Here is a 14735-nt window from a genome sequence, read left to right as displayed (position 1 = left end):
GAGCTAAAGGAGAGGATAACATGCTAGGCAGCATTTCGCCCGGCCCGAACCTGTCGGCATTCGCCGCATCGATCGCGTACGATTTCCTTGGAGGCATGGAGCCGGAGGTGCATGGCAGCGAGCCGGAACCCGGCGTGTATCAATTTAGGCTGACATTTCGCCTGGATCGTCCGGTCCGGCAGGATGATTGGAGGGTGAAGGTCGTACCGGCCTTTGCCCCCTCTTTCCATTGGGCGCCTCATTTGACCCCGACCGACCGCCATGTGATCGACCAGCACAGCTTCCGCTCCCCGGCGTTGATCGTCCGGGATGACCGGCGGATGCTGGCGCTGATCCCCGACCTCGATCTGCTGGGGGAGGGGAGCCAGGTCCGCTGGTATATGGATAATGACGCTTCCCGGAACGAGCTTGTGCTGGGCATGGGCGATAGCCGGGTAAAGGAACATGTGCTTTACGAAAAAAAGCCCGGAGCAAGCTACGCCGCAGGCCGCGTGAAAGTCGGCTTTTACCTGATGGTCAGCGACGCGCCGGAGGCACTGGCCAACCCGTGGCGTGCGGTCCTGCGCTTCCTTTGGGAACGGTGGGGAGCGCCGCTTTACCGGACCGGTGCGCCCTTAACCGCGCCGCTGGCGCCGTTCGTGCGTTATGCGTACCGCTGGGCGTTCAAGCATTGGGAACGGCAGGTGTGGCAGGAATTTGAGCTGAACGGGATAAAGGTAGGGGCGCCGGCGTTCATCGTCAACGTTACGCAAAGCCCGAATTATCCCGGGCCGGCCAGCGAGCGGGAGACCCGCTCCATTTGGAATCAGGCGTGGTTCAGCTCGCTTCGCTCGGCAGCGGGCGTATTTCGATACGGTCGGCAACAGGATGATCCGGACCTGCTCCGGCGGGCGAGGTTGATGAAGGAGCTGGCGTTGTCAGCGCCGCAGCGCAGCGGCTTTTTTCCGTCGGTCATCGCCACGGAAATGGAGCAAGTCCGAATCGGGGACGCGCTCATTCATCGCTCCAAAGGATGGGATACCGCGTACTGGGGAAATTCCGACCGCAACCCGCTGCCGGATCGCCGGATCAAGGAAGCACCTTATCATATTGCCGATATGAGCTGGACGGCGTTATGGATGCTTCGGTGGTACGAAGAGCTGGAGCGGGATTCGCGGTTGTTGGCCTATGCCGTTCGTTACGGGGACGCGTTGATCGCGCTTCAGGATGCGCGGGGCTTTTTCCCGGCTTGGCTGGATTGGCATACCCTGGAGCCGCTTGAGGCGCTGCGGGATTCGCCGGAGACGGCGGTGTCCGTTACGTTTTTGCTCCGGCTCGGTGAACTGACCGGCCAGGCCCGCTATATTCAAGCCGCGCTGCGGGCGGCGGAGGCGGTCGCGGCTGGAGTGCTGCCCGAGGGCCGCTGGGAGGATTTCGAGACGTACTGGTCCTGCTCGGGGTTTGGTGGCAAAGATCATGTCGGCCGAAAATATGCGCGCAACAAGATGTATAAGCAATGCAATTTCTCGATGTTTTGGGCCGCCGAGGCGTTCCTGGCGTGTTACAGACAGACGGGCGAGATTTCGTATTTGCGGCAGGGAGAACGATGTCTGGACGAAATGCTGATGACGCAAGCCTCCTGGCAGCCTCCCTATCTGTATATTGATGTTTTGGGAGGATTCGGAGTCATGAACGCCGACGGCGAGTGGAATGATTCCCGGCAAAGCCTGTTCGCCGAATTGATTCTGGAGTACGGCCGCGAACTCGGAAGGGCGGAATATCTCGAGCGCGGGCTGGCCGCCCTCAAAGCCTCCTTCGTCATGATGTACTGCCCGGAGAATCCGAAGACGAAAGCGCAATGGGAGGAGGCTTTTCCTTTTTTCGGGGAACGGGATTACGGTTTTATGATGGAAAACTACGGGCATGGAGGGGAGGTGAACGAACAGGGGTTAGGGATGGGAGAGTTTACGATTTTCGATTGGGGCAACGGAGCCGCGGCGGAAAGCTACTTGCGGATCAAAGCGCATCATCCGGAATTGGACATTTGAGGCTGGGTCGGGGCGGCCGGAACCGGGAATTTCAGGAATGAATCCGATTTCTTTTGCCGAAACGGCAGCGGGGCCGTATACTTTGGTTAGAGATCTGCAATCGATTCCACAATTTGGAATCCCAACATTGTAAGCGCTTAATGACTGGAGGAGAAACGCCCTGATGTGGACTAGGCTCAAAAACGCCAAACTCCGGAACAAGCTGATGTTGATGCTCGTGTTGTTTATTTTGACGCCGCTTGTGTTTGCCGGGTTTATCTTCTACCGGAGCTCCAGCAATTTCGCTGCCGAGCGGGCCGACCGCGAAGCGCTGCAGTCGCTTCATCTGGTTCGCAGCAACGTCGACCAGCTGCTGTCGGAGATTGAAAACCGCATGCTCACGATTTACGACAACGGCCCGCTGATCGAGCAGCTTAGCCGGATGGACGGTCGAAATGCGAAGGGGGCCCAGGCCAACGCCGAGGATACGGTCAACCGGTTTTTGCGCGATTCGCTGCGCGGCAAGGAGGACATCGACTCGATTTACCTGCTCGCCAGGAACGGGGCGATGTATTTTGCCGACATCAAAGGTTCCGGCGTGTTCCGGCCGATCCTGGAGCGGCATCCCGAATGGACAAGGGCGATCGAGGCGAGGGCGGGACAGATTACGTGGCTGCCGACGTACGAAATGCCCGCGAACAATTATTTCAACTATTCGACCTACTACATCCCGGCAGGCATGCTGGTGAAAGACGTGACGGATTCCTTGCAAAATATCGGCGTGCTGATGATGAACGTCAAAATCTCCGCGCTGGATCGCATCGTGAAAGGCGTCAGCGTCAGCCCGCAGGGCGTCATTATGATCGCGGACGGCGACGGGAACCTCGTGTGGCACGGCAACGACGAGGCGTATCGGCTCAAGCTGGCGGATCAGCCCTTTTTCAAGGAGATGATCGCAAGCGGAGACGCGTTGTCCCGGATGGACTTGAACGGGAAGCCTTACCGCATCGGCATGGAGCGCTCCGATTACAACGGCTGGTATTACTTCTCGCTAATGCCGCAGTCCGACGCCTTGCAGGCATCGGGTTCGCTGAAGCGGTTTTTTATCGTAACGTTATGCGTCTTCGCCTTGTTGTTCGTGCTGCTGGCCTGGCTGACGACGCATTACATCACCAAACCGATCCGCCAGATGGCGGTGGCGATGAAACGGATTCAGAAGGACAATTTTGAATACCGCCTGCAGGCGCAATCGGAGGACGAAATCGGGTTGCTGCAAAGCTCTTTCAACAGCATGAGCAGCCGAATCAACGACTTGATCCATGAAGTGAAGGTCATCTCCGAGCAGGAAAAAGAAGCCGAGATCAAAGCGCTGCAAGCGCAGATCAACCCTCACTTCGTCTACAATACGCTAGATGCGATGAACTGGATCGCGATCGAGAAGGAGCAGCCGGAGATCAGCGGCATGATCACGTCGCTGAGCGACATTATGCGTTACGCGATCCGGCCGGGCGCTCCGCTCGTCACGATCGAAGAGGAACTGAAATGGGCGAGGAATTACGCCTATTTGCAAGAGATGCGGTTCGAGGAGCGGTTCGAAATCGGGTTCGACGTCGACCCGTCCATTTACGGCTATAAAGTGCCGCGCCTGTTGCTGCAGCCCTACTTGGAGAACTCGATTTTGCACGGGATGGAAGAGATGGAATCGGGCGGGCGTATCGACGTGTCGATGGGACTGCAAGAGGACGGTCGGGTGCTCGTGATCCGCATCCGGGATAACGGAAGCGGGATTCCCGAGGAGAAGCTGCAGATGATTCGCGACCGGTTGGTGCACGGCATCGGGATGTATAACCTGAACGACCGCCTGAAGCTGGAATACGGGCCGGAGTTCGGCGTGCAGGTGAATTCCGTTTACGGGGAAGGAACGACGATTACGATCGTCATTCCGGCAATCGCTTGAAGAGGCGACGCTTGATAAGGCGAAGCCCGGATCAATCAAACCTAGGAGGCTATGACATGTATAAAGCATTGATCGTCGACGATGAGCCGAAGGTCCGCAGCGGACTCACCAAGCTAATTCCTGCCCTGGACGCCGAATGGACGGTCGTGGGCCAAGCCAAAAACGGCAACGAAGCGCTGGAGCTGGTGCGCAAGGATATGCCCGACCTCGTGATCACGGATATTCGCATGCCGAACATGAACGGATTGGATTTGCTGAACGCGCTGCGCGAGTATCCGGTTCAAGTCGTTATTTTGTCCGGGTACGGCTATTTCGAATACGCTAAAACCGCCATCCGGTTCGGGGCGTTCGATTATTTGCTCAAGCCGTTGAAACCGGATGAGGTTCGCGATCTGCTCGGCCGCTTGAAGCAAGAAATCGGCAAGCCGGCCGCAGGCGTTCCGGCGATCTCCGCCGATTTCCATTACGCCAAGCTGTGGAAGGATTGGTTGCTTGGCATCGAAGACTCCGCCGACCATCTCGACCGGCTGCGCGGACAACTTCCCGAAGCCGTCCGGGATTATCACGTCATCGCGATCGATATCGAGGACTTCGACGAGCTGGTGACCGAGGACCAATGGGGAGACCGTCAGTTGGTGGTGTTCGCCGTGCGGAACATCGCGTACGAAATTTTGCAGAATCGGGAGGATTTGGGCAGCCGGTTCTTGTTTGCGAGCGCGTCGCAAATCTATTTCCTGCTGCTTGACGGGCCTTGTCCGAGGGACGTTTATGAATCGATGATTTATGAGGTCCGCCGTTGGGTGCGGATCTCCATTTCGGTGGGAATCAGCGGCCGCGCGGGCGATTTCGCCGAGCTGCCGCGCGCCTTTGCCGAAGCCCGCGAAGCGCTGCTGAACCGCTGGATCTGCGGGAGCGGTCTCGTGCATGAGCATGGGGAATTGGCGAACACGGAAGGGAACGGGAACGCGCTCGGCTATCCGAGTGACCTGGACGAAGCGCTCGTGCTGGCGCTTCGCGAAGGAGACGGCCCCCGGGCGCGGGAAACGCTGCGCCGCTTCGTCGGCACGGTGTTGGAGCAAAACGTCGTTTACCCGGTATTCCATGGGTATTGTCTGCAATTGCTATCCTCCGTTGTTCGCTATGTGCACGAGCAGAAAATCACCGCCCTGGTCTTCCAGGATGAGCTCAAGCCTTACGAATGGTTTCAGGTGAATTTCTCCGCCGACGAGTTCATCCGGTTCGTCGATGAGCTGACGGCGGCGGCGATCGACAAGGCGGAATGGAAAAAGCAGCAGAAGCACAACCGTACGCTGGAAACGGCGGTCGGCTTTATCCATCGCCACTACATGCAGGATATTTCGCTGAACGACGTGGCCGGCAAGGCGGGGATGAGCAGCAGTTATTTCAGTTCTTTTTTCAAGCAGGAGATGGGGATGTCATTTATCGAGTATTTGACCCAGTTCCGGATGGATAAGGCGAAAAATCTGATGATGGACCCGGATTTGAAACTGTACCACATTTCGGAGATGGTGGGGTATCAAGACGTGAAATACTTCTCGCGGCTGTTCAAAAAAACGGAGGGCGTGACGCCGGGGGAGTATCGGCAATTTTTCTACCGGAAGGACGAGGACGATGAGAAGTAAGGCGATTTGGCGTTGGCTGCTGCCGGTCATGGCCGTAACGCTGCTGCTCGCCGCTTGCCGGCCGTCGCCTCAGCCTGCGGCGGAACGCGGCGACCTTAATATTTTGCTGGATCATCCGGAAGTCACGCAAGCCGACCCGGACCGGATCGTCCTGCATCTGCTGAGCTTTCACACGGGCCAGGAGTTCGAGTTCTGGAAGTGGTTGGGCGAGCAATATACGCGGGAGCATCCGAACGTGGAAATCCAGGTCGATTTTATCTCAAGCGACGACTACTTTACCGACAGCAAGCTGCTGGCTTCGTTTGCTTCGGGACATGGGCCGGACGTGTTTTTCGTATCCCCGGGAACGATCCGGCGGTTCGAGAATGCGGGGATTTTGGAGCCGCTCACCGGGGAGTTCACGCCGGAGATCCGGCGGGATTTCAACGAGGCGGCGCTGGAATCGGTGACGCTGGGCGGGCAGATTTACGCGGTGCCGTTCGAAACGGAACTGCTCGGCTTATATTACAACGAAGCGATGTTTCGCGAGAAGGGGATTCGGCCGCCGGCGACTTGGACGGAATTGGAAGCGGCGGCCCAAGCGCTGAAAGCGCCGGGCGTCAGCGGGCTGACGATGGAGACGTTCCAAAGCGTGTATCAAAATTTCGCCTGGCTCCCTTTTTTGTGGCAGACCGGGGCGGATTTGGTGTCTGAAGACGGGCGGGCCTCGGGCTTGGACGCTCCCGGCGCCGACACGATGTTCCGCTTTTTCCGCGACATGACGGATCGGGGGCTGCTGAATATGCACCCGTCCCGCCCGACGACGGATATCGGCATCCTGGCCAGCGGCGAAACGGCGATGCAGGTCAGCGGCACCTGGAATATCCGCATGCTGGAGACGATTTACGCTGACAAACCGATCGGTGTCGTTCCGCTTCCTGTGCCTGACGGCGGACAGCCGGTCACGATCGCCGGAGGATGGAAGATCGGCGTGAACCATTTCAGCAAACACGCGGACGAAGCCAAGAAATTCGTGATGTGGGCGTTTGCCGGCGAGCCGGAACTCCCGTTGAAGTGGGTCAGCGAGGTGAAGTTTGCCTACTCCCCGCGCAAATCGGTCATGGAAGCGGGCGGCGAATTGTACCAAAAAGGACTTCGCCGGGTGTTCACGGAGCAGATCTACGGTACGGAGCGGCAGGAGCCGCAGTATCCGGCGGAAATCAGCGGTATTTTCACCGATTCGCTCCAGCGTTTATTGTACGGCGGAGCGCTGCCCGATGAGCTTGCCGCCAGCACCTATCGGCAAATTACCGACTACCTGACGGACAGCGAAAAATAATCCACCCTCCGAAATTATTTCCCGTTACGAGCATGAATCCCCGGCGACTATACTGAAGTCGACCACAAATGAAAGGGGATTCATAAGAGATGAAGAAGACTCGTTGGAAGATCGTTTTGCCCGCTCTGATGGCGCTTTTGCTCCTTCTCCTGGCCGGCTGCGGCGCGAACGGTTCGAACAATCAGGCGAATAACGCCGGTTCGGACGGAGCCCCGGCCGCAAACGGCGGAGGGACGAAGGAGAAGGTCAAGCTGCAGTTCTGGGATATGCACACCGAAGCCGAGCAGAAATATTTCGAAGATCTCGTCAAAACGTACAACGCTTCGCAATCGAACGTGGAAATCGTCTACTCCACCTACAACCAAGCCGATTACACCTCGACGAAACTGCCGATCGCTTTTTCCGGCGGAAATGGTCCTGACATTTACATGATCAGCCCCGGTGACTTCATGAAATTCTCCAACTCCGGGTATCTGGCCGATTTGTCGCCGTATTTCCCGGAAGGGGTCAAAGAAGACTTCCTTCCTTCCGCGTTGGATGCGGTGACGGTGGACGGCAAAATTTTGGCTTTGCCTTACGAGATGGAGCTTCTGGGCCTTTACTACAACGAAGACATGCTGAAGCAAGCCGGCGTAGAAGTGCCGAAAACGTGGGATGAGCTGCTGGAAGCCGCCCGCAAGCTGACGACGGATAAAGTGGCCGGTCTCGTGCTTCCGCCGGACAAAGGCGCTTACTTCAACTTCAACTTCTATCCGTTCCTGTGGCAAGCCGGCGGCAAGGTGCTGGCGGACGACGGCAAGACGTCGGCGTTCAATTCGCCGGAGACGGCGAAAGCGCTCGATTTCTGGGGCACGTTCTTCCGGGAGAAGCTGTCGCCTTCCAAGCTGCAGTACGGCCCTTGGGAGATCGATAATCTGGGCAAAAAGACGGCGGCCATGCAAATTTCCGGAACCTGGGCGGTCAGCCGGATCGAGGAGGTCTACGGCGACGTTCCGATCAAGCTCGCCCCGCTGCCGATTCCGGACGGAGGCCAAGCGGTAACGACGGCCGGAGGCTGGAAATTCGCCGTGAACGCCAAGAGCAAAAACCTGGAGGAAGCCGCCAAGTTCGTGATGTGGGCCTTTGCTGACGCCGACACCTCCCGTCCGCTGAAATGGGCGACGGAAACGAAGTTCGCTTACCCTGCCCGCCAATCGGTGGTGGAAGCCGGCAAAGAAATTTACAACGAAGGCTTGCGCCAAGTGTTCACGAACGAAATTTACGAATCGGCCATTCCGGAGCCGGTGTATAACCCGGACGTCGTCGAAGCGATCGGCGATGCGATGACGCAAGTCATGTTCGGCAACAAAACAGGGGCGGAAGCCGCCAAAGACGCCGACGCCAAAATCAATGAAGCAATGAAGTAAAGAAACAAGGCATAAGTCGGATTGGGGGATGGGCGGGCGTTGCTTACAGGTTACCCGCCTCCCCCGAATCTTCTTTGGAGGAGGGGTTGAAGTGATTCCGCGCAAATGGCGTACAAGATTATGGCAGGAACGAATCACGGCCTACTGTTTTTTGTTGCCCGATCTGCTGGGCTTGTTCATCTTCGTTTTTTTACCGATCGTTTACGCGTTCTATGTCAGCTTGCATGATTGGGACGCGTTGAATCCGATGAAGTTCATCGGCTTTGATAATTACGTCAGCTTGTCAAAAGATGCGGACTGGTGGCATTCCGTCGGCAAGACGCTGCAGTTTACCGTCGTCTACGTTCCGCTGCTGTTTTGCCTTTCGCTTGGTTCGGCGGTGATGCTGAACGCGTTGAAAGGAAGAATCGTCTCCCCCGTGCGGACGATGTTCCTGATTCCGTTTGCGATCACGTCGGTTATCTCGGCGATCATCGGCATGTACATGCTCGATCCCCGCAACGGGATCGTCAACGAGATCCTGTCGTTCTTCGGCGGCCAGCCGCAGCAATTTCTCGGCTCGACCTCCCAGGCGCTGTACAGTATCGTCGCGGTGCTGCTGTGGATCAACGTCGGCTATAACATGATTATTTTCCTGTCGGCGATCAAGGAAATCCCCAAGGATTATTACGAAGCCGCCACGATCGACGGGGCTTCTCGCTGGCAGATATTCCGGAGCATTACGTTTCCGCTGCTCAAAGAAACCAATACGTTTATCCTCGTCGTGACGACGATCGGCTCGTTCCAGGTTTTCGACCAAATCATGGTCATGACCAAAGGCGGGCCGGCGAATAGTACGGAGGTGAGCGTCGTCTATATTTTCAAGCAAGGCTTCCAGCTATTGAACATGGGATACTCGTCGGCGCTGGCATTCGTCCTGTTCCTGCTTATCTTCTGTCTGTCCCTCGTCCAAATGAAGCTGTTTTCCGCCAAAGACTAAGGAGGTGACCCCAAGTGAGAACATGGAAGCGAATGCCGCAGAATTTGCTCGCCGTCCTGTTGGGGCTGGTGATGGTGTTCCCGATTTACCTGCTCGTGATCAGCTCCTTGCGGTCGGAGGAGAATGTGCTCGACGTGACGTGGGTTCCCATGGAACTGGCTTGGAGCAATTTTACCGAAGCGATCCAAACGACGCATTTGTTGCGTTCGATCGGCAACTCGCTGATCGTCAGCATCACCGTCACTGTCGTCGCCATGCTGTTTCACGCGATGTCGGGATACGCTTTAGCCCGCTTGCAGTTTCCCGGTCGAAAGTACATTTTCGCCTGGATGTTAAGCACGCTGATGGTGCCGTTTGCGGTGATTACGATCCCGCTGTACCTGATTGCGAAAAGCTTCGGCATGCTGGACTCTTATGCCGGACTGATCATACCGTCGATTTTTAATGCCTACGGGATATTCCTGTTCCGGCAGTTTTACCGCGATTTCCCGAAAGAACTGGAGGAAGCGGCTTATATCGAAGGCTTGTCGGTGGCCGGCACGTTCTTCCGGATCGCGCTGCCGCTGTCGCGTTCGATTATTATTCCGCTGACGATCGGGTTCTTCGTCGCCAACTGGAACGCGTATTTGTGGCCGCTGATCATCACGCAGCGCGAATCGCTGTGGGTGGTGCAGCAGCAGCTTGCGAACCTCGTCGGCGGCGGGTATTACACGCCGTGGAACGTAGTGCTGGCCGCCGCGGTCATCGCCGCGTTGCCGACGCTGCTGTTGTTCTTTGTGGCGCAGCGCTACCTCGTCGAAGGCATCAAAATGACCGGCATCAAGTGAGTCGGTGCTGAAAACCCGGATTTTTGAACCTTGATTAGAATGGATCGTTGCATGTTATCTCCACAACCTCCTTTGCATGATTATCCCTTTGGTTAAGGGAGCACGGTGCGAAGTGAGGGAAGAAGGAGCGAGGGAACGAAGGATCGCGAGAATGAGGTAATCCGCCCCGCTCTCTCGTTCTCGGAGTTGTGTTTTTGCGGCTTTAGGGCCTGAATGAACGGGATAATCCTGCAAAGCTCCGGACAACGGGGATAGGCTTTTGCATTGGATTTCGATTTCGATTCGGTTAGACGAAAGGAGTAAGATATTATGATTGACCAATGGGTGCGGGAGGCGCTGGAGAACGAAGCCCATGCGCTGTATCTGACCAGCCAAAACGTCAACGAAGAATATGTGAAGGCCGTCGAAATGCTGAAAAATTGCACGGGCAAGGTCGTCGTCACGGGCATCGGCAAATCGGGCCACATCGGCAAAAAAATCGCGGCCTCCTTATCCAGTACGGGGACGCCGGCGTTTTTCGTTCACTCCGCCGAAGCGGTGCACGGCGACAGCGGCATGATCGAGAAGAAAGACGTGGTGATCCTGCTGTCCAATAGCGGCGAAACGGCCGAGGTGCTGAACGTGCTGGGCATAATCGAAAAAATCGGCTCGCCTTGCATCGCCATTACCAAAAACCAAGATTCCACGCTGGGACGCCGCTGTCACGCCGTATTGTCCTACAACTACGAGCGGGAAGCCGATCATCTCGGGCTGGCGCCGACCACGAGCGCGCTCTTGCAACTGGCCGTCGGCGACGCTTTGGTCGTTACGTTATGCAAAGTGAAGGGCTTCACCCAGGAGAGCTTCCACCTGTTTCACCCCGGTGGCAGCCTGGGCGACCAGCTGTCCCGGAAAAACGCCGGTTCGGACGTACATTCGTGAGGAGGACGCAGCCATGGGCATTATGGTGATCGGCAGCTTCATGATGGATCTTGTCATCGGGGCCAACCGGGCTCCGGAAGGCGGGGAAACGATTATCGGCAACAGCTTCGACCGGTTCCCCGGGGGCAAGGGAGCCAATCAGGCGGTAGCGGCCGCCCGGCTCGGCGCTTCGGTGGCGATGGCGGGCAAGCTCGGCAACGATCCGTTCGGCCAAGAGATGAGAGCGGTGCTGGAGCAGGAGGGGATCGATGTCGGCCATATTCTGACCGATGCGCATGCGCCGACCGGCGTCGGTTCGATCGTGCTGGACGAAAGCGGACAAAACCGCATCATCGTCGTCCCCGGGGCTAATCTCCGATTTACGCCAGAGGAAACCCGGGAGCTGGAACCGCTCATCCGAAACGCGCAAATGCTCGTGATGCAGCTGGAAATGGATCTCTCCGTCATCGAGCAGGCCGCGGAGCTGGCTCGTAAATACGGCGTGCCTTGCATCTTGAACCCGGCCCCGGCGCGGGCGCTGAGCGACGAGCTGCTGCGCAAGGTGACCTATTTGACGCCAAACGAAAGCGAGTTGGCTCTGCTGACGGGCGTTCCCGCAGATTCGCCCGAAAACGTCCGGCAGGGCGCGCGGATGCTGCTGGATCGCGGAGTAAGCTACGTCATCGTGACGCTGGCGGAAAAAGGCGCGTTGATCGCCGGCCGCGACGGCTTTACGAGCGTGGAAGGTTTTCCGGTGAAGCCGATCGATACGGTAGCGGCTGGCGACTCGTTCAACGGCGCTCTGGCCGTCGAGCTCCTGCGCGGCGCTTCGGTCCCGGAAGCCGTGCGGTATGCCAACGCGGTCGGCGCTTTGACCGTCACCCGGCGGGGGGCGATTCCTTCGCTGCCCCGGCGCGAAGAAGTGGAGGCTTTTCTTCAAAGCAGAACAAAGCAACCAATGTAGGCCAACGCGGCCGACGAATCACGAAAAAGGCAGGGATCACACCATGGAGATCGTGCAAAATTTGTCAAGCCTCTCCCGCAGTCGCCAAGGCAAAAGCAAACGGGCGTCCAGTTACGACCGTTCGGGAGGCAACAAGGATTACTTCAGCATCAAACCGGGGGACAACACCGAGATTTGCCGGATCCCCGGAGCGGGTTGCATCAAGCATATATGGATGACGATGGCGACCGACGCTCCGACGGAGGAAGCGTTCCTACCGCGCAAAATCGTGCTGCGCATGTATTGGGACGGCGAAACCGAACCCAGCGTGGAAGCGCCGATCGGCGATTTTTTCGGGCTTGGCCACGGGATCACGAGAAACTACACCTCCGCTTGCCTGATGATGAGCCCGGAGGATGGGAAGGCGTTCGTCAGCTATTTTCCGATGCCATTCGCTTCCGGAGCGCGGATCACCGTGGAAAGCGAAGCGGAACAGACGATCAAGTTTTATTTTTACGTCGATTACGAACAGTACGAAAGCTTGCCAGCGGATGAACTGCGCTTCCATGCCAAGTGGAACCGCGAATGCCCGACGGAAGGGATTCCCGACAAGGACGTCGATAACGCATTTTTTGAATTCGGCGGGAAAAATACGACCGGGGACGGCAACTACGTCCTCCTGGAAGCGCAAGGCAAAGGCCATTATGTCGGCTGCAATTTGAACATCCACAACCTGCGGGAGACGCGGGAGTGGAACTGGTACGGCGAAGGCGACGACATGATCTTTATCGACGGCGAGCCGTGGCCGCCTTCTCTGCACGGAACGGGAACCGAGGATTACTTCAATACGGCCTGGTGCCCGCAGCAGGAAGTCTGCACGCCGTACCACGGCATCATCCTTGGCGGTGGACCCAACTGGAGCGGGAAAATCTCCGTGTACCGCTACCATATCCAAGACCCGGTCATGTTCGACGAAAGCATCAAAGTGACGATCGAGCACGGGCACAACAACCACCGCAGCGACGATCTCTCGTCCACGGCCTATTGGTATCAGTCCGAGCCGCATCTGCCGTTCGCGCCTTTGCCGAAGGTCAAGGAACGCTTGCCGCTGCCGGACATCCTGCCGTTCGACGAGGAATCGAACCGGCAGCAATTTGCGCACCCCAATCCGTAAGCAGAGCGGCCATCCGTCGGGATGGCCGCTTGCGTTGTTCATCACCCGTCGATTGATTCGAAGGGGGTTCTATTCTAAAATATGGATAGATGATGATAGCGATTTCATAGAATGGGATGATCATTTGGCGACAATTTACGATATCGCGGACAAACTGGGCCTCTCCCCGTCAACCGTCTCACGCGCCCTGTCCGGTCGCGGATACTGCAAGGAAGAAACCCGGAAACGGATCATGCAGGCGGCGGAAGAATTGGATTATGCCCCCGACCAATCGGCCAAAATGCTGAAAACGCGGGTATCGAACAAAGTATTGTTCACGGTTCCGGATTTATGCAATCCTTTTTATTTCGATATGATTCAGGGCATCAACGACGTGCTGGACCCGTACGGCTACCTGCTGATCCTGATGGACACGAAAAACCGGCTGGACGAAGAGAAACGGGCGATCCAACTGCTGCGGGAAAAATACGCCGACGGCATGATCATGGTTTCCTTCGATTTTTGCGAGGAAAATATCGCTTTGCTGAACCGCCTGCATGCACCGGTTGTGCTGACGAACCAATACGTTTCGCCCGTTGGCAAAGACCGTTTCCATTACGTCTGGGTCGACACGCAGTTGGGGATCAAAGAGGTGGTGCGCCACTTTGCAAGTCAGGGCATCCGCCGCATCGGGTACATAGGCGGCCGTTTGCAGGAGCAGACCGGCCGGGAACGCTACGAAGGCTACCGCGAGGGACTCCNAAATATCGCTTTGCTGAACCGCCTGCATGCACCGGTTGTGCTGACGAACCAATACGTTTCGCCCGTTGGCAAAGACCGTTTCCATTACGTCTGGGTCGACACGCAGTTGGGGATCAAAGAGGTGGTGCGCCACTTTGCAAGTCAGGGCATCCGCCGCATCGGGTACATAGGCGGCCGTTTGCAGGAGCAGACCGGCCGGGAACGCTACGAAGGCTACCGCGAGGGACTCCAGGAGGCGGGTCTACCGCTGTGCGCCGATTGGATTCGGGAAAGCGACTATACGGAGCAAGGCGGTTATTTGGCCGGTCTATCCTTGCTGGACGGCAGCCACCCGCTACCGGAGGCCGTTGCCTGCGCCAATGACCTGATGGCCTACGGCTTCCTGCGCGCCTGTGAAGAGAAGCGGATTCGCGTCCCCGAAGACTTGCTGCTCGCCGGGATGGATAATTTGAGCCTCTCGTCCCGCACTTCTCCCCAATTAACATCGGTTTCGCTCCGGGCGGGGGAAATCGGACGGACGGCGGCGCAAATGCTGGTTCACCGTATGAACGGGAATCATCAGACCATCGAAAACGTCAAACTGCTGCCCGAGCTGGTCGTTCGCGAATCGAGCGTAAAGCCGGCTGGCTTCGGGATGCGAGAAACTAACTTAAGATAACGGTAAAAAAGTCCGCTATTTCGGCCAAATTACAAAACTAGCCGGGAATAGCGGACTATTTGGGCCTTATTTAACGGAATTTTCGCTTCAAACGGCGATTTTGCCGCCATTCCCCGATCTTAACGCCTTAAAAGGGCGCTATTTCGATGCGCGATCCATATTTGGGCGAAATAACGCCTAAAA

General features: G+C 57.2%; 11 protein-coding genes. All 11 read left to right on the top strand.

Features of this window, described 5'->3' with window-relative positions; translation table 11 throughout:
- Positions 1-20: 20 nt before the first annotated feature.
- Positions 21-2027, top strand: a complete 2007-nt coding sequence (locus BN3795_RS19950) for a hypothetical protein (protein WP_068786451.1) — start codon at positions 21-23, stop codon at positions 2025-2027.
- Positions 2028-2190: 163 nt separating this feature from the next.
- Positions 2191-3963: a cache domain-containing sensor histidine kinase gene (locus BN3795_RS19945; RefSeq protein WP_068786450.1), complete on the top strand. Its 1773-nt coding sequence runs from the start codon at positions 2191-2193 to the stop codon at positions 3961-3963.
- A gap of 56 nt (positions 3964-4019) precedes the next feature.
- Positions 4020-5606 carry a response regulator gene (locus tag BN3795_RS19940; protein ID WP_068786449.1) on the top strand — a complete coding sequence of 529 codons (1587 nt, stop codon included), beginning with the start codon at positions 4020-4022 and terminating at the stop codon, positions 5604-5606.
- Positions 5596-6924, top strand: coding sequence for an ABC transporter substrate-binding protein (locus BN3795_RS19935; protein ID WP_068786448.1), 1329 nt, complete (start codon positions 5596-5598; stop codon positions 6922-6924). The genes BN3795_RS19940 and BN3795_RS19935 overlap by 11 nt, the downstream gene beginning before the upstream one ends.
- An 89-nt stretch (positions 6925-7013) precedes the next feature.
- Positions 7014-8330, top strand: a complete 1317-nt coding sequence (locus BN3795_RS19930; RefSeq protein WP_068786447.1) for an ABC transporter substrate-binding protein — start codon at positions 7014-7016, stop codon at positions 8328-8330.
- 91 nt (positions 8331-8421) lie between these two features.
- Positions 8422-9309, top strand: coding sequence for a carbohydrate ABC transporter permease (locus tag BN3795_RS19925; RefSeq protein WP_198524780.1), 888 nt, complete (start codon positions 8422-8424; stop codon positions 9307-9309).
- A gap of 14 nt (positions 9310-9323) precedes the next feature.
- Positions 9324-10136, top strand: a complete 813-nt coding sequence (locus tag BN3795_RS19920) for a carbohydrate ABC transporter permease (RefSeq protein ID WP_198524779.1) — start codon at positions 9324-9326, stop codon at positions 10134-10136.
- A 309-nt stretch (positions 10137-10445) separates the two neighbouring features.
- Positions 10446-11057, top strand: a complete 612-nt coding sequence (locus tag BN3795_RS19915; protein ID WP_068786445.1) for a KpsF/GutQ family sugar-phosphate isomerase — start codon at positions 10446-10448, stop codon at positions 11055-11057.
- A 13-nt stretch (positions 11058-11070) separates the two neighbouring features.
- A complete protein-coding gene (rbsK, locus tag BN3795_RS19910) occupies positions 11071-12000 on the top strand; it encodes a ribokinase (RefSeq protein WP_068786444.1) in 930 nt (309 codons plus the stop codon).
- Between the two features lie 43 nt (positions 12001-12043).
- Positions 12044-13153, top strand: coding sequence for a glycoside hydrolase family 172 protein (locus BN3795_RS19905; RefSeq protein ID WP_068786443.1), 1110 nt, complete (start codon positions 12044-12046; stop codon positions 13151-13153).
- Positions 13134-14552, top strand: coding sequence for a LacI family DNA-binding transcriptional regulator (locus tag BN3795_RS19900; protein ID WP_110945270.1), 1419 nt, complete (start codon positions 13134-13136; stop codon positions 14550-14552). Before BN3795_RS19905 ends, BN3795_RS19900 begins: the two co-directional genes overlap by 20 nt.
- The last annotated feature ends 183 nt before the right edge of the window (positions 14553-14735 follow it).

The sequence above is a fragment of the Paenibacillus phocaeensis genome (assembly GCF_900021165.1).
Taxonomy (GTDB): domain Bacteria; phylum Bacillota; class Bacilli; order Paenibacillales; family Paenibacillaceae; genus Fontibacillus; species Fontibacillus phocaensis.
The sequence above is the reverse complement of the archived record's forward strand: the minus strand, read 5'-3'. Positions and strand labels throughout refer to the sequence as shown.